This window comes from Arsenophonus endosymbiont of Aphis craccivora (assembly GCF_013460135.1).
Lineage (GTDB): Bacteria > Pseudomonadota > Gammaproteobacteria > Enterobacterales > Enterobacteriaceae > Arsenophonus > Arsenophonus nilaparvatae.
On sequence record NZ_CP038155.1, the window covers coordinates 1,927,517 to 1,945,439 of the forward strand.

15 protein-coding genes and 5 pseudogenes are annotated in these 17,923 nt (G+C 40.3%); 9 read left to right on the forward strand and 11 right to left on the reverse strand.

The window, feature by feature from the left end; translation table 11 throughout:
- Nucleotides 1-459 precede the first annotated feature (459 nt).
- The gene (pykF, locus tag E3U36_RS09770; RefSeq protein WP_180816395.1) at nucleotides 460-1,872 is read right to left on the reverse strand and encodes a pyruvate kinase PykF; all 1,413 of its coding nucleotides are present in this window, start codon (nucleotides 1,870-1,872) and stop codon (nucleotides 460-462) included.
- A 484-nt stretch (nucleotides 1,873-2,356) separates the two neighbouring features.
- Here pykF and E3U36_RS09775 point away from each other — a divergent pair, with 484 nt between their 5' ends.
- Together E3U36_RS09775 and E3U36_RS09780 are read left to right on the forward strand one after the other, a co-directional pair.
- Complete coding sequence (locus tag E3U36_RS09775) at nucleotides 2,357-2,575, forward strand: hypothetical protein (protein ID WP_180816396.1); 219 nt, start codon at nucleotides 2,357-2,359, stop codon at nucleotides 2,573-2,575.
- 361 nt (nucleotides 2,576-2,936) lie between these two features.
- Nucleotides 2,937-3,860, forward strand: a pseudogene (locus E3U36_RS09780) (IS5 family transposase).
- Between the two features lie 282 nt (nucleotides 3,861-4,142).
- Here E3U36_RS09780 and E3U36_RS09785 read toward each other — a convergent pair.
- The 5 genes from E3U36_RS09785 to znuA form a co-directional block, all read right to left on the reverse strand.
- Nucleotides 4,143-5,066: an IS5 family transposase gene (locus E3U36_RS09785; RefSeq protein ID WP_180816397.1), complete on the reverse strand. Its 924-nt coding sequence runs from the start codon at nucleotides 5,064-5,066 to the stop codon at nucleotides 4,143-4,145.
- A gap of 205 nt (nucleotides 5,067-5,271) precedes the next feature.
- Entirely contained in the window at nucleotides 5,272-6,243 is a 972-nt protein-coding gene (lpxM, locus tag E3U36_RS09790) for a lauroyl-Kdo(2)-lipid IV(A) myristoyltransferase (RefSeq protein WP_180817621.1), read from the reverse strand.
- A 161-nt stretch (nucleotides 6,244-6,404) separates the two neighbouring features.
- Nucleotides 6,405-7,328, reverse strand: coding sequence for an IS5 family transposase (locus tag E3U36_RS09795; RefSeq protein WP_180816398.1), 924 nt, complete (start codon nucleotides 7,326-7,328; stop codon nucleotides 6,405-6,407).
- Nucleotides 7,329-7,435: 107 nt separating this feature from the next.
- Nucleotides 7,436-8,791 (reverse strand): murein DD-endopeptidase MepM, encoded by a 1,356-nt coding sequence (gene mepM / locus E3U36_RS09800; RefSeq protein WP_180816399.1) that lies wholly within the window; start codon nucleotides 8,789-8,791, stop codon nucleotides 7,436-7,438.
- A gap of 23 nt (nucleotides 8,792-8,814) precedes the next feature.
- Nucleotides 8,815-9,735: a zinc ABC transporter substrate-binding protein ZnuA gene (gene znuA / locus E3U36_RS09805; protein ID WP_180816400.1), complete on the reverse strand. Its 921-nt coding sequence runs from the start codon at nucleotides 9,733-9,735 to the stop codon at nucleotides 8,815-8,817.
- A 109-nt stretch (nucleotides 9,736-9,844) separates the two neighbouring features.
- Here znuA and znuC point away from each other — a divergent pair, with 109 nt between their 5' ends.
- Nucleotides 9,845-10,609 carry a zinc ABC transporter ATP-binding protein ZnuC gene (gene znuC / locus E3U36_RS09810; RefSeq protein WP_180817622.1) on the forward strand — a complete coding sequence of 255 codons (765 nt, stop codon included), beginning with the start codon at nucleotides 9,845-9,847 and terminating at the stop codon, nucleotides 10,607-10,609.
- On the forward strand, nucleotides 10,602-11,387 hold the full coding sequence (gene znuB / locus E3U36_RS09815) for a zinc ABC transporter permease subunit ZnuB (RefSeq protein WP_180816401.1): 786 nt from the start codon (nucleotides 10,602-10,604) through the stop codon (nucleotides 11,385-11,387). The genes znuC and znuB overlap by 8 nt, the downstream gene beginning before the upstream one ends.
- A 110-nt stretch (nucleotides 11,388-11,497) precedes the next feature.
- Here znuB and E3U36_RS13270 read toward each other — a convergent pair.
- The 5 genes and pseudogenes from E3U36_RS13270 to minC all read right to left on the reverse strand — a co-directional run.
- Nucleotides 11,498-11,656, reverse strand: a pseudogene (locus tag E3U36_RS13270) (Ail/Lom family outer membrane beta-barrel protein); the annotation flags it as partial.
- 169 nt (nucleotides 11,657-11,825) lie between these two features.
- Nucleotides 11,826-12,749: an IS5 family transposase gene (locus E3U36_RS09825; RefSeq protein ID WP_180816397.1), complete on the reverse strand. Its 924-nt coding sequence runs from the start codon at nucleotides 12,747-12,749 to the stop codon at nucleotides 11,826-11,828.
- Nucleotides 12,750-13,139: 390 nt separating this feature from the next.
- Nucleotides 13,140-13,406, reverse strand: a complete 267-nt coding sequence (gene minE, locus E3U36_RS09830) for a cell division topological specificity factor MinE (RefSeq protein WP_032115886.1) — start codon at nucleotides 13,404-13,406, stop codon at nucleotides 13,140-13,142.
- A 3-nt stretch (nucleotides 13,407-13,409) separates the two neighbouring features.
- A complete protein-coding gene (gene minD / locus E3U36_RS09835) occupies nucleotides 13,410-14,222 on the reverse strand; it encodes a septum site-determining protein MinD (protein ID WP_180816402.1) in 813 nt (270 codons plus the stop codon).
- A gap of 22 nt (nucleotides 14,223-14,244) precedes the next feature.
- Entirely contained in the window at nucleotides 14,245-14,931 is a 687-nt protein-coding gene (minC, locus tag E3U36_RS09840; RefSeq protein WP_180816403.1) for a septum site-determining protein MinC, read from the reverse strand.
- 134 nt (nucleotides 14,932-15,065) lie between these two features.
- On the opposite strand from minC, the pseudogene E3U36_RS13275 reads away from it, so the two are divergent.
- The 5 genes and pseudogenes from E3U36_RS13275 (at nucleotide 15,066) to E3U36_RS09870 (ending at nucleotide 17,803) form a co-directional block, all read left to right on the forward strand.
- Nucleotides 15,066-15,356, forward strand: a pseudogene (locus E3U36_RS13275) (YcgL domain-containing protein).
- Between the two features lie 134 nt (nucleotides 15,357-15,490).
- A pseudogene (locus E3U36_RS12795) lies at nucleotides 15,491-16,207 on the forward strand (lytic murein transglycosylase).
- A gap of 64 nt (nucleotides 16,208-16,271) precedes the next feature.
- Nucleotides 16,272-16,885: pseudogene (locus E3U36_RS09860) on the forward strand (fumarylacetoacetate hydrolase family protein).
- 20 nt (nucleotides 16,886-16,905) lie between these two features.
- Nucleotides 16,906-17,337, forward strand: coding sequence for a YcgN family cysteine cluster protein (locus E3U36_RS09865; protein ID WP_180817624.1), 432 nt, complete (start codon nucleotides 16,906-16,908; stop codon nucleotides 17,335-17,337).
- A 13-nt stretch (nucleotides 17,338-17,350) separates the two neighbouring features.
- On the forward strand, nucleotides 17,351-17,803 hold the full coding sequence (locus E3U36_RS09870) for a GNAT family N-acetyltransferase (RefSeq protein WP_180816408.1): 453 nt from the start codon (nucleotides 17,351-17,353) through the stop codon (nucleotides 17,801-17,803).
- Nucleotides 17,804-17,923 lie beyond the last annotated feature (120 nt).

The window sequence follows — 17,923 nt, forward strand, 5'->3', positions numbered from 1 at the left end:
GATCTTTTTCAAATTCAAGCAAAATACTTACTTATTCTTATGCTAGTACTTAATTAGAATATTTTCTACTTAAAATCTGACAAGTTGTTTAATAAAATTAAGAAAAGACAATACATTTGTTTGTTTTTTGTTCATTTTGCTTGAGTAAACAGCAATTTTTAATTATCTCATGGCGTTATTTTGTCAATTATTTTTTATTGCAAATATAAAATAAAATTAATGCAATAACAGTTATTTTTTAAATAACATGTCGATTATGATCTTTTGGGCTGGAAATATTAATTTTTGGCTAATAGAATGCGTCTTAAATAAATGCTAAATGGCAAAAATGATTAATAGGTTTTTTGATTATAAAGTACGAATATTAGATATTAGCGCTCTAATTTTCTTTATTAAAAAAAGAAAAGATAAATTCCCCGCTATTTTATTTGGAGGAATTTATTCTGGCTAATAGAATAATTATAAGATATGGACAGATGAGGTATTTGTTGTACCACTTGGCACTAATGCACCTGAAACCATAACAACAACTTCACCTTTTTCGGCCATATTATTAGCTAAGGCAACTTGTTTACCAATACGATAGAAATCGTCTGTAGAGGCAATTTCTTTGACTAATTGCGGAATAACGCCTTTAACTAATAATAATTGACGGGCAGTTTCTTCATTAGTTGTTAAAGCAAGGATCGGTGCTGTTGGAAAATATTTACGTACTGATTTTGCTGATTTACCGCCATAGGTTGCCACAATAATCAATTGAGAGTTTAACTTTTCCGCCATTTCAACCGCACCGCGACAAACTGCTTCAGTAATGCGTAATTTTTGGTTTATTTTACTATCATCAATGCGGCTTGGCATAACACGATCGGTACGATCGCAAATAGTCGCCATAATTTTTACCGCTTCGATAGGATATTTTCCTTTCGCGCTTTCACCAGATAGCATAACGGCATCTGTACCGTCTAAAATAGCATTAGCAACATCACCGGCTTCAGCACGAGTAGGGCGGGGATTTTTGATCATCGAATCTAACATTTGGGTGGCCGTAATGACAATTTTACGGGCAGCTACGCATTTTTTGATCATCATTTTTTGCGCAAAGATAACTTCTTCGACTGGGATCTCGACGCCAAGATCACCACGTGCCACCATGATCCCATCAGAGGCTTCTAAAATTTCATCGAAGTTATTTAATCCTTCTTGATTCTCAATTTTAGAGATTATTTGGATATTTTTACCACCATGCTGCGCTAGATGGGCACGGATTTCTTCTACATCAGCGCGTTTACGGATAAAGGAAGCAGCAACAAAATCAACGCCTTGCTGGCAACCAAAAATCAGATCTTGTTTATCTTTTTCCGCCAGTGCCGGCAAGCCAATTGAAACACCAGGTAAATTAACGCCTTTATTTTCACCTAAATCGCCATTATTAAGTACTCGACAGATGACATCACTAGCGGTAACGGATAAAACTTCCATACCAATTAAGCCATCATCAACCAGAATAGTATTACCTGGTTTAAGATCATCAGGTAAACCGTTGTAGGTCACAGCAACCCGATCTTGATTACCAATCACTGAGGTGTCGGTGGTAAAGGTAAAATTTTGTCCAGCGATTAGCGATACATCGTTGCCATCTTTAAGCCGCATTGTGCGGATCTCTGGCCCTTTTGTATCTAGTAATATCGCAGCCTGTTGGTTTTTTTTGCTACAGAAAGCACGTAGATTTTTAATGCGTTGACCATGTTCTTCATGATCACCATGTGAGAAATTTAGCCGCATGACATTCATGCCAGCATTAAGTAATTGCGAGAGTTTTTCTTCAGATTCAGTTTTAGGGCCGATAGTACAAACAATTTTGGTTTTTTTCATGACAATTAATCTACAGGTTTTATAGCAGTATTTTATTAATTAATTGCGGTGTTTATATCAGGTTTTTGTTTTGATATAGGTTATACGCCGTAACTAATAGCTAAAAATCCACTGGTATTTAATAACTATAAAGTAAGTGGCACAAGTATAAATATCATGCCTTATTATTGCAACTGGCCACTATATTGTCAGTTGCATCATTTGAATGATATATAACTTATTATGATATTGTATTTATTACTATTCATGCTATCAACGAGAAACCAATATAAACATATGCTAATCACCACAATATTTACTAGCAGATAACAGTGCCGTTGGATTTTATCTTAAATGATAAAATTTGACTGATAAACTAACTGTTTATTTGTATACTGGAAAGGGAATAACATTATTACATCTTAAATAAAAGCAAATATTTGATATTTAATTTTTTAAAATTGGATTTAGCTAAATATTTATAAGCAAATCAAGGAGGATATTGATGTTTAATCAGATTAATCATCCTCAATCGCATAACCGCGTAACAGCTATTCAGATTGGTGAGGTAGGTGATATTACTATTTCTTCATCGCAACCAATTGGTGCCCAACTAGGAGAGCAGATCAGAACAGTTAGTAATAATCATATCCAGTGGCCGTCGGCCGCAATCAATAACGGAACAGGTTTTGGTACTGAGCAATCGACAAGTACAAACCACTGAATGTTATCAATGCAATGTACTAATATTAGATCTGATGATGATCAACGCGTGCAGAATATGACGTTGAGCATGGCTATCGATGTCGATCCTGAAATTTCGACTTATTCGCTATCAGAGACTTTTCTAAGTGCTAGTAGGAATGCTGTTCATCATAGCCTTTCACCGCTCAGTGAGCACAATTTTTAGCTACCTGAATTAGAAAGAGCCTCTGCAGAACAATTTCAGGATGTTAGGCAATATATAACTCAATTAGAGGGAGGGCAATCCTCTCAGTCAGCAGCAAGAAGGCTTTGTTGAATAAATCGAACTTTTAGGTGATTGGCGGAGCTGATCGCTAAATTCGTTTCAACATCAGGTCCCCATGGCAAAGCAAAAGTTTAAAATTACCAACTGGCCCGCGTACAACAAGGCACTCAGACAACGCGGTTCCCTGACGGTCTGGCTTGATGAGTCGGCCATCGCTGGATGGACTGACAGTTCTTCGCCTGAAGGTCGTGGCCGGCCGCTTTACTACAGCGATATGGCTGTTACCACTGTCCTGATGATGAAGCGTGTGTTTAACCTGTCGCTCCGGGCATTACAGGGCTTCGTTGATTCGATTTTTAAACTCATGTCTTAGCCGCTGTGCTGTCCGGACTACTCGCTGGTCAGCAGACGAGCAAAGAGCGTCAACATCAGCATAAAAACGCCAACGCGTGGTGAAATCTCGCATCTGGTCATCGACAGTACCGGTCTGAAGGTCTTTGGCGAAGGTGAATGGAAAGTCAGGCAGCATGGGGCTGACAGACGAAGAGTGTGGCGCAAGCTTCATCTGGCAGCAGACAGTGTGACTCATGAGATTATCTGTGCCGACTTATCGCTCAGCGGAACGACAGATGCGCAGGCACTGCCGGGCCTGATTAACCAAACCCACCGGAAAATCAGGGAAGTGTCAGCAGACGGTGCTTATGACGCCTGTTACTGCCACGATGCGTTGCTAAGAAAGAAAATCAGGCCCCTTATCCCGCCGCGAAGCGGAGCGAAATACTGGCCGGACAAGTACCATGAACGTAACTATGCGGTGGCGAATCAGCGTCTGAGCAGGAGTAATGATATGTGGAAAAAGAAAGTGGGTTATCACCGGCGTTCAGTGGCAGAAACAGCGATGTTCCGCATAAAAACTTTGCTGGGTGGCCATCTGAGGCTGCGTGACTATGAGGCTCAGGTAGGTGAAGCAATGGCGATGGTCAAAGCGCTGAACCGTATGACGTTGTTGGGTATGCCACACAGCGTCAGGATCGGATAACAGGTGTAGCAGAGGGAGCCATCCTGGCGGCTAATTCTGATTTATTCAACAAAGCCGATGCAGGCATTAAAGCATCCGAAGGGATCGTCACACTTGAGACTTATAAAGGAAAAGGTTATTTTGACGAAAATATAAAACAATATTTTCATAAAGTTAATTAATTAGTTACTTAGCCATAATTTAACTGACTAACAAAATATCTAATTGTTTTTATTAATATGTCTTAGGCTTTGTTGAATAAATCAGAATTAGCCGCCAGGATGGCTCCCTCTGCTACACCTGTTATCCGATCCTGACGCTGTGTGGCATACCCAACAACGTCATACGGTTCAGCGCTTTGACCATCGCCATTGCTTCACCTACCTGAGCCTCATAGTCACGCAGCCTCAGATGGCCACCCAGCAAAGTTTTTATGCGGAACATCGCTGTTTCTGCCACTGAACGCCGGTGATAACCCACTTTCTTTTTCCACATATCATTACTCCTGCTCAGACGCTGATTCGCCACCGCATGGTTACGTTCATGGTACTTGTCCGGCCAGTATTTCGCTCCGCTTCGCGGCGGGATAAGGGGCCTGATTTTCTTTCTTAGCAACGCATCATGGCAGTAACAGGCGTCATAAGCACCGTCTGCTGACACTTCCCTGATTTTCCGGTGGTTTTGGTTAATCAGGCCCGGCAGTGCCTGCGCATCTGTCGTTCCGCTGAGCGATAAGTCGGCACAGATAATCTCATGAGTCACACTGTCTGCTGCCAGATGAAGCTTGCGCCACACTCTTCGTCTGTCAGCCCCATGCTGCCTGACTTTCCATTCACCTTCGCCAAAGACCTTCAGACCGGTACTGTCGATGACCAGATGCGAGATTTCACCACGCGTTGGCGTTTTTATGCTGATGTTGACGCTCTTTGCTCGTCTGCTGACCAGCGAGTAGTCCGGACAGCACAGCGGCAAAGACATGAGTTTAAAAATCGAATCAACGAAGCCCTGTAATGCCCGGAGCGACAGGTTAAACACACGCTTCATCATCAGGACAGTGGTAACAGCCATATCGCTGTAGTAAAGCGGCCGGCCACGACCTTCAGGCGAAGAACTGTCAGTCCATCCAGCGATGGCCGACTCATCAAGCCAGACCGTCAGGGAACCGCGTTGTCTGAGTGCCTTGTTGTACGCGGGCCAGTTGGTAATTTTAAACTTTTGCTTTGCCATGGGGACCTGATGTTGAAACGAATTTAGCGATCAGCTCCGCCAATCACCTAAAAGTTCGATTTATTCAACAAAGCCTATGTCTTATTTCATCAAAAATATTATTTTTTTAATACATTCATTATGAAATAAAAAAAGTAAAAATATATTATAAATAATTTTATTGCTATCTTGCTCCGCTTGATTAGCTATCAAGCGGTATTTTTTATCAATAAAGATCATCGCGGCAATAAGGTTCTATCTCGCCGGTTTTGCGCGTTTTTAATAATTTTAATATCCAGGTATATTGTGCCAGATAAGGTTTAACTAAATATTCCAACTCTTCGTTCATGCGCCTGGCAATATAGTGATTACTTTGCCCAGCAATATCAGCCATTGGCTCACGAATATAGATATGTAATTGGTGAGTTTTATAGTCATAAACCGGAAATAATGGCACAATATCCGCTTTACAAACCTTCATCAACCGCCCTACTGCCGGTAAGGTTGCTTTATAGGTTGCAAAAAAATCAACAAACACACTATGTTCTTCACCATGATCTTGATCTGGTAAATAAAAGCCCCAATAACCTTGCCTGACACTAGTAATAAAAGGTTTAATGCCCGCTTCACGAGAATGTAAACGACCACCAAAATGATGACGTGCTTTGTTCCATAAATAATCAGCCACAGGATCATTTTGATGATGAAACATGGCTGCCATTTTTTGGCCTCGAGCCGCTAATAACATGGCTGGAATATCAACCGCCCAACCATGAGGTACCATAAAAATAATATTACGCTGTTGCTCTTTTAATTGTTCAATAATTTGTTCATTATGCCAATGAGTTCGTGCTAAAGTTTTATCTACGCCGCGTAAAACTAATTCGGCTAATATTGCAAAAGATTGCGGTGCTACAGCAAACATTTCATCAACATATTTCTCTCTTTGCTGCTCCGTCAATTCTGGAAAACAATAAAGCAAATTAATTTTTGCCCGCCTACGCGAGCCTTTTGCTAACTTACCAATTAACTTACCCATTTTTGCCAGTAACAGATCGCGTAACTTAATAGGCAAATAAGCTGTTCCAGCTAATAGCAATGCACCAACCCACATCCCCCAATATCTGGGATGTAGGTAAATACGATGAAAAGTAGGAATATAACCAAGTTTACTATCTGTATCCTGTTCTTGATTCATTAGTACACTCAAATACAACGTATAAAAATCTAAAATACATTATAATATTAACCTTATGATTTACAGAAAATAATTATGGCAGTAAATAAAATGCTAGTTCACAACGGCTTTGTTGAATAAATCAGAATTAGCCGCCAGGATGGCTCCCTCTGCTACAGCTGTTATCCGATCCTGACGCTGTGTGGCATACCCAACAACGTCATACGGTTCAGCGCTTTGACCATCGCCATTGCTTCACCTACCTGAGCCTCATAGTCACGCAGCCTCAGATGGCCACCCAGCAAAGTTTTTATGCGGAACATCGCTGTTTCTGCCACTGAACGCCGTTGATAACCCACTTTCTTTTTCCACATATCATTACTCCTGCTCAGACGCTGATTCGCCACCGCATGGTTACGTTCATGGTACTTGTCCGGCCAGTATTTCGCTCCGCTTCGCGGCGGGATAAGGGGCCTGATTTTCTTTCTTAGCAACGCATCGTGGCAGTAACAGGCGTCATAAGCACCGTCTGCTGACACTTCCCTGATTTTCCGGTGGGTTTGGTTAATCAGGCCCGGCAGTGCCTGCGCATCTGTCGTTCCGCTGAGCGATAAGTCGGCACAGATAATCTCATGAGTCACACTGTCTGCTGACAGATGAAGCTTGCGCCACACTCTTCGTCTGTCAGCCCCATGCTGCCTGACTTTCCATTCACCTTCGCCAAAGACCTTCAGACCGGTACTGTCGATGACCAGATGCGAGATTTCACCACGCGTTGGCGTTTTTATGCTGATGTTGACGCTCTTTGCTCGTCTGCTGACCAGCGAGTAGTCCGGACAGCACAGCGGCAAAGACATGAGTTTAAAAATCGAATCAACGAAGCCCTGTAATGCCCGGAGCGACAGGTTAAACACACGCTTCATCATCAGGACAGTGGTAACAGCCATATCGCTGTAGTAAAGCGGCCGGCCACGACCTTCAGGCGAAGAACTGTCAGTCCATCCAGCGATGGCCGACTCATCAAGCCAGACCGTCAGGGAACCGCGTTGTCTGAGTGCCTTGTTGTACGCGGGCCAGTTGGTAATTTTAAACTTTTGCTTTGCCATGGGGACCTGATGTTGAAACGAATTTAGCGATCAGCTCCGCCAATCACCTAAAAGTTCGATTTATTCAACAAAGCCGTTCACAACCTAATTAGCTAACAAAAATCATATTAATCGCTTGCCAGCTTCGATTTATTCTCTTTAACGGATGCCAGAAAGAGTTGACGATCTTTACCTGTTAATCCACCTGAGTTAGGTAAATTAGCTGTTAATGGGTTAACTGCGCGCTGATTAAACCATAACTCATAATGAAGATGAGGGCCTGTAGTACGCCCAGTATTACCTGATAATGCTATGCGTTCACCTCTTTTTACTTTCTGACCTGGTTTAACCAATAATTTACGTAGATGCATATAACGAGTGGTATACTGACGCCCATGACGAATAGCAATAAAATTACCGGCCGCTCCACTATATTTCGCCACAATAACTTCACCATCACCAACCGCTAATATTGGTGTCCCGACGGGCATAGAAAAATCAACTCCCTGATGAGGAGCTGGACGCCCTGTTACCGGATTTATACGACGCAAACTAAAAGGAGAAGAGACTCTAACGGTTTTGGCTGTAGGATAACGTAAGAAACCGCGCTCTAAGCCATTAGCTTCACTATCATAATAGCGACCATTTTCAGCTCGAAAGGCATAGTAATTCTTACCATTAGTTAATAAATGAACCCCCAACAAACGACTCTGTTCACTGTGACCATCAAGCATTTCACGACTTAACAAGACCGAAAATTTATCACCTGACTTTAGCTTACGCAAATCGATCTGCCATTGTAGTGCTTTAGACACTTCACGTGCTTCGTTATATGTTAAGCCTGAATTAACTGTAACTGCACTAGAGGTAAAATTACCGTTTATTTTACCTTGGATAACATTATCAGCCCAAACACCTTGACGAATTTGCTTCTCTTCATTAAAAGTACTAGAGGCACCTTGGCGAGTATAAACACGTGTTTCACGCTGTGAAATAATCCATGTCAGTGTCTGTAATTCTCCATCTTTATTCCATTCCCAGCTTAACGTTTGCCCTATTTGCAAATTCCGTAACGCTCGGTGTTGATTAGAAAGAGCGGCCACATCACCAGCATCTAAACCATACTGAGTTAAAATACTAGTCAGATTATCACCGTTTGAAACAACATGTTCATCAGGTGTATCAGCTCCCTTTTCATCAGTTACCCCTTCATCAGGTAACTGTTCGCTGCTATCGGTGATCATATCATCAGTATCCGAGTTATCTACTTGGCTGGTATTAGTTTCACTTTTATCTTTACTGCCAAGAATAATACCTGGTTTTATTGGCGATGATTCTTGAGAAATATTTTCATCTTTATCATCGGGTTGAATAACAACAGGCCGCCAAATTGCGACAGCCAATGTTGCTATGGTTAATGTGCCTAGCATAATTTTATGCGGTTTAGGCAAATTGCCATATACCTGAACGATAGTCTTCGCCATCTGCTGCACGTATTAAATTCCTTCTAGTTCTTATCCAAGCAGTTTTTAAATTGATTAGATAACGCTGTTAAAAATTCCACATAGCTATCCTTACTTAATCCGATGCCGCTCCCTAATGGATCTAATGTCCCCATATATACATCGGTATCTTTTATAACAGCTTTAATCACCGCTGGCCTGAATTGTGGTTCAGCAAAAACACAAACTGCTTTTTTCTGAGCCAACATTGTTCTTATTTGATATAGTCTTTGGGCGCCAGGCTGAATGATAGGATTAATAGTCAAATAACCTAATGAGGCTAAATGATAGCGTTTTTCAAAGTAACCATAAGCATCATGAAAAACAAAATATCGCTTATCTCCAACCGACTGTAACATCTTAGCAAGATTTTGATCAGTTTGCGTAAATTTCTCATCGAATTTACGAAGGTTTACGTCCAACTGTTTTTTATATTTAGGATATAAAGCGACTAATCGGTGGTGGATAATGTTAGCAGCAATACGTGCAATGTCTGGTGACAACCAGATGTGCATATTATACTCACCATGTGAATGATGCTCATGATGATGACCATGAGAATTTTTATTATTTACCGCTGTGCTATCTTCGCTGCTTTTCAGTAAGCGTGCTTTTATAGCTGGATCTTCAGCTAATGTGATCCGTTTTTCAGTGGGTAATTGTGCTAATGTTTTCTCTAAAAAAGTTTCTAAATTTGAGCCAACCCAAATGAAAAGATCAGCAGTTTTGATTTTTTCCAGATCGGAAGGTTTTAAAGCATAATCATGGGGTGAAGCACCATCAGGTAATAATATTTGTACCTCAGTAACACCATTAGTAATGGCTGCGGCAATAAAACCTAACGGACGAATTGACGTAACTACATCAGCTTGAGTAGTAGATATGAAACTGAGTAATAGTCCAGCAAGAATGTATTTTTTTCCCATAATTTTTTGAACAATTTTTTTGTTTTGTGTAACATAGAATAGTTTCCATAGACTAATTTTGATAGTGTTATATTATAACACTTTAACCATCCTGCAAGAATTATTTACCATGCAAACGCTATTAAGCTTAAAAAATATTGCTGTTAGTTTTGGTTCACACCAAATTGTCGAAAACATCTCCTTTGATCTATATGCTGGAGAAATATTAACATTATTGGGGCCAAATGGTGCTGGTAAATCTACGCTAGCTAAAATACTCCTCGGCCTAATTACCCCTAGTCAAGGAGAAATAATTTACCAAGCCAAATTGCACATCGGTTATGTGCCACAGAAATTATCGCTGGATATGACAATGCCTTTGACCGTTAAACGTTTTATGTCATTAAAACCTGGGGTAAAAACTACTAATATTATTCCTGCTTTAATACGTGTCGGCGCCGATCATCTTATCGAGCAACAAATGCAAAAACTATCAGGCGGGGAAACTCAACGTGTTCTACTTGCTCGTGCTTTACTGAATCAACCACAATTACTTGTTTTAGATGAACCTACACAAGGCGTAGATATCAATGGTCAAGTCGCTTTATATAATCTAATCGATAATATTCGTACCGAATCAAATTGTGCTGTTTTTATGATTTCACATGATCTCCACCTTGTGATGGCAAAAACTGATAAAGTACTCTGTATTAATAAACAAATATGCTGCTCTGGCCGGCCAGAGAATGTGGCTTTAGATCCCGAATTTATTGCTATGTTCGGCCATCGTGGGATAGAACAGATCAGTATCTATCGCCACCATCATCATAATCATCAATGCGATTTAAATAATGAGATTGATGATACACCTACAGGGAACTGTCATCATGATTGAACTATTACTACCTGGGTGGTTAGCTGGTATGCTGTTAGCCATTGCCTCAGGACCACTAGGCTCTTTCGTTGTCTGGCGGCGTATGTCATATTTTGGTGATACTCTCGCTCATGCTTCATTACTTGGTATCGCTTTTGGTTTATTACTCAATGTTAATCTGTTTTATGCCGTTATTACTATCACCCTTCTTCTTGCAATTTTATTAGCCTGGCTAGAAAAGCGCCCACATCTGGCCATCGATACCCTATTAGGCATAATGGCGCATAGTGCCCTATCACTTGGATTAGTCGTCGTCAGTTTAATGGACAATGTTCGTATGGATTTGATGGCTTATTTATTTGGTGATCTATTATCGGTAACTAGCGAGGATGTTTTTTCAATCGCGATAGGTGTTGCTATTGTTTGTTCAATTATTGTCTGGCAATGGCGTAATTTACTGTCAATAACAGTTAATCAGGATTTAGCTTTTGTTGATGGCGTAAAAATACAGCAGCTTAAGGTATTATTAATGCTGGTTACTGCCCTTACCATAGGTATTGCCATGAAATTTGTTGGGGCTTTAATTATTACATCATTATTAATTATTCCTGCCGCTACTGGTAGACGATTTGCCAAAACAACAGAGCAAATGGCAGTAGTTGCTATTATTATCGGTATGTTTGCGGTGACGGCTGGACTTGCTCTGTCTGCCTATTACGATACACCAGCAGGGCCCTCGGTTGTGATCTGTGCCAGTGCTTTATTTGTATTAAGTTTATTTATTAAAATAAAAAACTAATCTATTCATACGATAAAATAAATTATTTTTAAAATTAGCTAAACACCCTATTCCCTCACTACAAATCCATCAATTATGACTTGTAGTTAGTTTTTATTTTGCTAATCAAATTAGAACCGGTAACCGACACCAAGCATCCATGTGCCGACTTTTATATTTTTTAAAGTAGTATGTTCGAAAGATAATTTGGTATGTTCATATGTAACATCAATAGCTACATTCTCCACCGGATTAATTTGTAAACCAGCACCATAAACTAATTCAATTTCAGTGTCTTTAAAAGCATTTGCGAATGGTTATTTTGCCTAAACTCTACCACGTGCCGCTCCAATTAAGCCATAGAGACTAATATTGCGATTAAAACGATAGTTAGTACCAAAACGGCTTTGTTGAATAAATCAGAATTAGCCGACAGGATGGCTCCCTCTGCTACAGCTGTTATCCGATCCTGACGCTGTGTGGCATACCCAACAACGTCATACGGTTCAGCGCTTTGACCATCGCCATTGCTTCACCTACCTGAGCCTCATAGTCACGCAGCCTCAGATGGCCACCCAGCAAAGTTTTTATGCGGAACATCGCTGTTTCTGCCACTGAACGCCGGTGATAACCCACTTTCTTTTTCCACATATCATTACTCCTGCTCAGACGCTGATTCGCCACCGCATGGTTACGTTCATGGTACTTGTCCGGCCAGTATTTCGCTCCGCTTCGCGGCGGGATAAGGGGCCTGATTTTCTTTCTTAGCAACGCATCGTGGCAGTAACAGGCGTCATAAGCACCGTCTGCTGACACTTCCCTGATTTTCCGGTGGTTTTGGTTAATCAGGCCCGGCAGTGCCTGCGCATCTGTCGTTCCGCTGAGCGATAAGTCGGCACAGATAATCTCATGAGTCACACTGTCTGCTGCCAGATGAAGCTTGCGCCACACTCTTCGTCTGTCAGCCCCATGCTGCCTGACTTTCCATTCACCTTCGCCAAAGACCTTCAGACCGGTACTGTCGATGACCAGATGCGAGATTTCACCACGCGTTGGCGTTTTTATGCTGATGTTGACGCTCTTTGCTCGTCTGCTGACCAGCGAGTAGTCCGGACAGCACAGCGGCAAAGACATGAGTTTAAAAATCGAATCAACGAAGCCCTGTAATGCCCGGAGCGACAGGTTAAACACACGCTTCATCATCAGGACAGTGGTAACAGCCATATCGCTGTAGTAAAGCGGCCGGCCACGACCTTCAGGCGAAGAACTGTCAGTCCATCCAGCGATGGCCGACTCATCAAGCCAGACCGTCAGGGAACCGCGTTGTCTGAGTGCCTTGTTGTACGCGGGCCAGTTGGTAATTTTAAACTTTTGCTTTGCCATGGGGACCTGATGTTGAAACGAATTTAGCGATCAGCTCCGCCAATCACCTAAAAGTTCGATTTATTCAACAAAGCCTCATTATTTTATTTTAATGTTTATAAAGTAAGAGATATTAGAGAAGTCATTAATCGAATAACAAAAAATTATCAATTTAATAATCAAATAAAAAGTGAGTACCAGATCTTAAAGCAAGCCAGGAAAAATTATCTTATTGTTAATAGGGGAAAAATAATCACAGGTGATTTTGTAAATGGAAATGCTTTTACTAGTGAAATAATAAACAAAGGAAATGGAATTGTTAAAATTAAGCAATGAAAATATTTATTTTTAAGTCATTATGACACAAGCCCATCATTATTGATGGGCACTTGGTGTTAAAAATTAGCTATTTTATTTTTTTTCGTCCGTTTCAGGTAAAGTTACATTTAACTCTAAAACCGAGATATCATCATTTTTTTGTTCAAATTGTACTGTGAGCATTTCTGGATCAATTTGGACGTATTTACAAATGACCTTTAAAATATCACGTTTCATTGCGGGTAGGTAAGCCGGCCCACAGTCATTACGTCGGCGTTCGGCAACAATAATTTGTAGCCTTTCCTTGGCAATATTGGCCGTTGATTTTTTTTTCGACAGGAAAAAATCTAATAAGGCCATATTTTATCCTCCAAACAAGCGCTTTAAGAAGCCTTTTTTTTCGTCTTCAATAACACGAATAGGGAGGTTTTTACCTAAAATTCGATCAACGCAGTCACTGTATGCTTTGCCTGCATCAGATTTGGCATCGAGAATAACAGGCTCTCCTTGGTTAGAGGAACGTAAAACGGATTGATCTTCAGGGATCACACCAATCAGTGGGATACACAGAATTTCAAGTACGTCTTCCATACTCAGCATATCACCATGAGTGACACGACCTGGATTATAACGGGTAAGCAAAAGTTGCTCCTTGACGGGTTCTTCGCCACGTTCTGCACGGCGTGATTTAGAAGCGATAATACCGAGTATGCGATCTGAATCACGTACAGAAGAGACTTCAGGATTGGTGGTAATAATTGCTTCATCGGCGAAATAAAGTGCCATCAATGCACCACTTTCGATACCTGCGGGTGAATCGCAGATAATGAATTCGAAATCTAATTTTTTCAGTCCACTTAGCACTTTTTCAACGCCTTCGCGTGTTAATGCATCTTTATCACGCGTTTGTGAAGCAGGAAGTATATGAAGATTTTCAGTCCTTTTATCTTTAATAAGTGCTTGGTTGAGTGTGGCATCACCTTGGATCACATTCACAAAATCATACACTACGCGGCGTTCGCATCCCATAATTAAATCGAGGTTACGTAGACCAATATCAAAATCGATCACAACGGTTTTTTTTCCTCTTTGGGCCAGGCCGGTAGCGATGGCTGCGCTGGAAGTAGTTTTGCCTACGCCACCTTTACCTGAGGTTACAACAATAATGCGTGCCATGAAGTCATTCCTGTAATAAGGTCTAAATGATATTATTAATCGTCAATTCATTATTTACCAAACAAAGTCTAGCTGCTTTCCCGATAAAATCTGCAGGAATTTGTTCACTTAACCAAAATTGTCCAGCAATAGAAACTAATTCCGCTTGTAAGTGTGTACAGTAAATTTGACAATCATTATCGCCAGATGCGCCAGCAAGTACTCTACCACGCATCATGCCATAAATATGTACATTGCCATCAGCAATCAATTCAGCACCAGCACTAACATTAGCGTTAACAATTAAATCACAATTAGCGGCATATATGCGTTGTCCTGAACGAACATGGGTGGTAATAATACGCGTCTTACCATGTACAGTGGTAGCGATATTGGCAGTTTTTTTATTTTGTGTTTTTTGATTTTGACCTTCACTAAGTAAAGGTAGGCCAATATCAGTGATAGCCTGGCGCAATTTAGTATTGGTACACCCACTAACACCAACTATCTTTAAACCTGCCTGACTAATAATTTTATAGCAGGATAAAATAGTATTTACATCTAATAGACCAGCAACATTGAACACAACAGGGGAATTTCTCAAAAAATCAGGCGCTTGGTCAATTTTTTCCTGAATTGCTTTTTTAATAGCTTCAGGATCTTCATTATGAATATGAAGAACGGTGAGAGTGAAGCTACTGCCTTTTAGTTCGATTGGTGATTGTGCCATCTGCATTCGACTCAGCATGTTGAACTGACCCATAGTGGAATTTTGGACGATGATATAAGGAAATACAATATTATGTTATAGTTACTTAATTAGTCAGGCAAGTCAAAAGTGTTAATAAAAAAGAGCTAAATTGAATGTTTTGTGTCATTTATTGTAGTGCAAAGAAGGAACAAACTTATCTTTTTGTAGAAAAAAAAGACAATTTTTCCCGCGTTCCCAAACCATTATTACAGCAATTTGGTACTCCCAGATTGGTCATGACTCTAAGTTTGACAGATCAAAAAAAATTAGCCAATGCTGATATTGATAGGGTTAAACGGTAGCTTATCGAGGTTGGTTATTATCTCCAGTTTCCGCCTCCGGTTGAAAATATAATGGAATATTATCGCTATGAGACTCAAACTTATTTATACAGTAATTGGTAGTTTCTTATTGATAGGTGATTTGCTCATCGCAATGCTGCCTAAAGTGATTTTCTTGATATCAGTACCGCAAGCAATAGCAAGCGCAATCTAGTGAAGTTTCTTTAAGTAAGGTATTTCCGCATAAAAAACGTAGTTTGGCGCAATTTCCAGCTTATGTTCAATATTTAAAGCAAATGGCAAGGCAACAAGGAATAAGCGAAGCAACGATCGCTATGGCTTTTGCCAATATTTGTTTTGTTCAGCGAATTGTGGCCGCAGATCGTAGACAGCCGGAAAAGCGTGCTAACGTCAATTTAGAAAATTATTTACAAAAAGTTTTACCATCATCCAGTATTAGCATCGCAATACAGCAATATTATAATAATAAGCATCAACTGGATATAACCAGTAAGCGGTTTGGTATTCCGGTGCAATATATTGTTGCACTGTGGGGATTAGAGAGTAAATTTGGTTAAATCCAAGGGCAAGAAGATGTGCTTTTCGCCTTAGTCACTTTGTCATTTGATGGCCGCCGAGAACTTTTTTTTAGTAAACAACTGATGGCCGCACTCAAAATTATGGATAAAGGCTATGTGTCGAAAAACCAGCGTTTAAAAGGCTCTTGGGCCGGTGCAATGGGACAAACTCAGTTTATGCTAACCTCTTATCTACAATATGCTATAAATGGTAGTGGTAAAGGTCAGATTGATATCTGGCACAATAAAGCAGATGTTTTTGCTTCAATTGCCAATTACCTTAGGTATGAAGGTTGGCAAACTTATTTACCTTGGGGCACACAGGTTAAGTTACCAATAGGTTTTGATATTGGTTTCGCAGGGATAAAGAAAAAAGGAAAATCGGTAGAACAATAGAAAAAGCTTGGCATAGAAGTTCCTGTGATGGCTAATTTGGCGTTAACTACACAGACTTGGTTAATTGCTGGATGTATCTGCTAATAAAGTGGTTTGTGTAGGCAGTAATTATGCCGAACATGTGCAATAAATGAACGCAAAGCAGCATAAAGAGCCGGTCATTTTCATTCAGCCGGAAACTGAGCTTTGTGATATCACTAAACCTATTTTGTTGCCAAAAGGGCTAGGCACAGTACAAGCTGTTTTGATTGGCACGACGCTGAAAGAGGAAAATGATCAAGAGAGAATTAAATCAGCAATTAAAGGGTTTGCCGTGGCACTTGATTTGACTTTACGTGATTTACAGCAAACATTAAAAACATCTGGCCAGCCATGGGAAAAATCCAAAGCTTTTGATGGTGCTTGCCCAATATCCGGATTTATTGCTGCTCATGAGTTTGGTGACCCACAAAAAGCGAGCTTAAGTTTATTGGTTAATAACGAAATACGACAGGAAGGAAACACCGCTGATATGCTGACAGCCACATTATCTTTGATCAGTTATATATCGCGTTTTTTTACTTTACGCCCTGGGGATGTTATTTTAACAGACACACCCAAAGGTGTTGGCCCACTAGAAGTGAACGACGAGCTTACTCTTCATTTAAATGATCGAATTTAAAAACACGAGTTATCTAATAAGAGGATTTTTCTTTTATATGTCTGAGTCTTTTTGGCAGCGCAAAACGTTAGAACAGATGACCTATGAAGAGTGGGAATCATTATGTGACGGTTGTGGGCAATGCTGTATGCATAAGTTACTGGATGCCGATACCGATGAAATTTATTTCACCAACGTGGCATGTAATCAATTAGATCTTAAAAGCTGTCAGTGCAAAAACTATGCAGAAAGATTTCGTTATGAACCAGATTGTATCAAATTGACAAGGGATAATTTGACTACCTTCCGTTGGTTACCTAACACCTGTGCTTATTGTTTAATTGCTGAAGGAAAACCGCTGCCAGCCTGGCATCCATTAAAAACCGGTTCAAAATTAGCCATGCACCAAGCTAAAATATCCGTTCGGCATATTGCGGTTATAGAAATTGAGGTGATGGATTGGGAAGATCATATTATTAATACCCTTTGATCCTAGAGAAAAAATGGAAAACCATTATTTAGAACAACATGTCAGATTAGCTAATGTTAATGATATTGCATCACTTTTTGCTATTCGAACCAGTGTAAAAGAAAATCACCTTTCCAAAAAACAACTCATTGATAAAGGAATTACACCTGACGCATTACGCGATATTTTGTCTGCGTCACCTTGTGCCTGGATTGCGGAAATAGCTGGCAATCCTATCGGTTTCTCTATGGTGGATATGTCACAAGGCAGCATTTTTGCTTTATTTGTTCGTCCTGAGTTTGCCGGGCAAGGTTTCGGCAAAATTTTATTAACCAAAGCTGAAACGTTTCTTTTTCAACAATATAAAAAAATTTGGTTAACGACTGATGCTGCGAGTCGTGCCTGCGGTTTTTATCAAAAACTGGGTTGGTTGCCGGTTGAAAATTTGCAAAATGGAGAAATACGACTGGAAAAGTTGATTAATTAATATTATTAACTTGATTATTTTATTAGTCATCTAAAATTGGTTAATAGTATCCGTTGTGATGGCTAATTCACTCAAGTTAACTAAGAAACCAATTAGCAATTATGGCGGTTATATTCAGTA

Coding starts and splice junctions, on each gene's coding strand:
- lpxM (WP_180817621.1), bottom strand. CDS start 6,243: ATGAATCAAGAACAGGATACAGATAGTAAACTTGGTTATATTCCTACT.
- E3U36_RS09775 (WP_180816396.1), top strand. CDS start 2,357: ATGTTTAATCAGATTAATCATCCTCAATCGCATAACCGCGTAACAGCT.
- znuC (WP_180817622.1), top strand. CDS start 9,845: ATGCAAACGCTATTAAGCTTAAAAAATATTGCTGTTAGTTTTGGTTCA.
- znuA (WP_180816400.1), bottom strand. CDS start 9,735: ATGGGAAAAAAATACATTCTTGCTGGACTATTACTCAGTTTCATATCT.
- minD (WP_180816402.1), bottom strand. CDS start 14,222: ATGGCACGCATTATTGTTGTAACCTCAGGTAAAGGTGGCGTAGGCAAA.
- E3U36_RS09870 (WP_180816408.1), top strand. CDS start 17,351: ATGGAAAACCATTATTTAGAACAACATGTCAGATTAGCTAATGTTAAT.
- pykF (WP_180816395.1), bottom strand. CDS start 1,872: ATGAAAAAAACCAAAATTGTTTGTACTATCGGCCCTAAAACTGAATCT.
- E3U36_RS09785 (WP_180816397.1), bottom strand. CDS start 5,066: ATGGCAAAGCAAAAGTTTAAAATTACCAACTGGCCCGCGTACAACAAG.
- znuB (WP_180816401.1), top strand. CDS start 10,602: ATGATTGAACTATTACTACCTGGGTGGTTAGCTGGTATGCTGTTAGCC.
- E3U36_RS09825 (WP_180816397.1), bottom strand. CDS start 12,749: ATGGCAAAGCAAAAGTTTAAAATTACCAACTGGCCCGCGTACAACAAG.
- mepM (WP_180816399.1), bottom strand. CDS start 8,791: ATGGCGAAGACTATCGTTCAGGTATATGGCAATTTGCCTAAACCGCAT.
- E3U36_RS09795 (WP_180816398.1), bottom strand. CDS start 7,328: ATGGCAAAGCAAAAGTTTAAAATTACCAACTGGCCCGCGTACAACAAG.
- E3U36_RS09865 (WP_180817624.1), top strand. CDS start 16,906: ATGTCTGAGTCTTTTTGGCAGCGCAAAACGTTAGAACAGATGACCTAT.
- minC (WP_180816403.1), bottom strand. CDS start 14,931: ATGGCACAATCACCAATCGAACTAAAAGGCAGTAGCTTCACTCTCACC.
- minE (WP_032115886.1), bottom strand. CDS start 13,406: ATGGCCTTATTAGATTTTTTCCTGTCGAAAAAAAAATCAACGGCCAAT.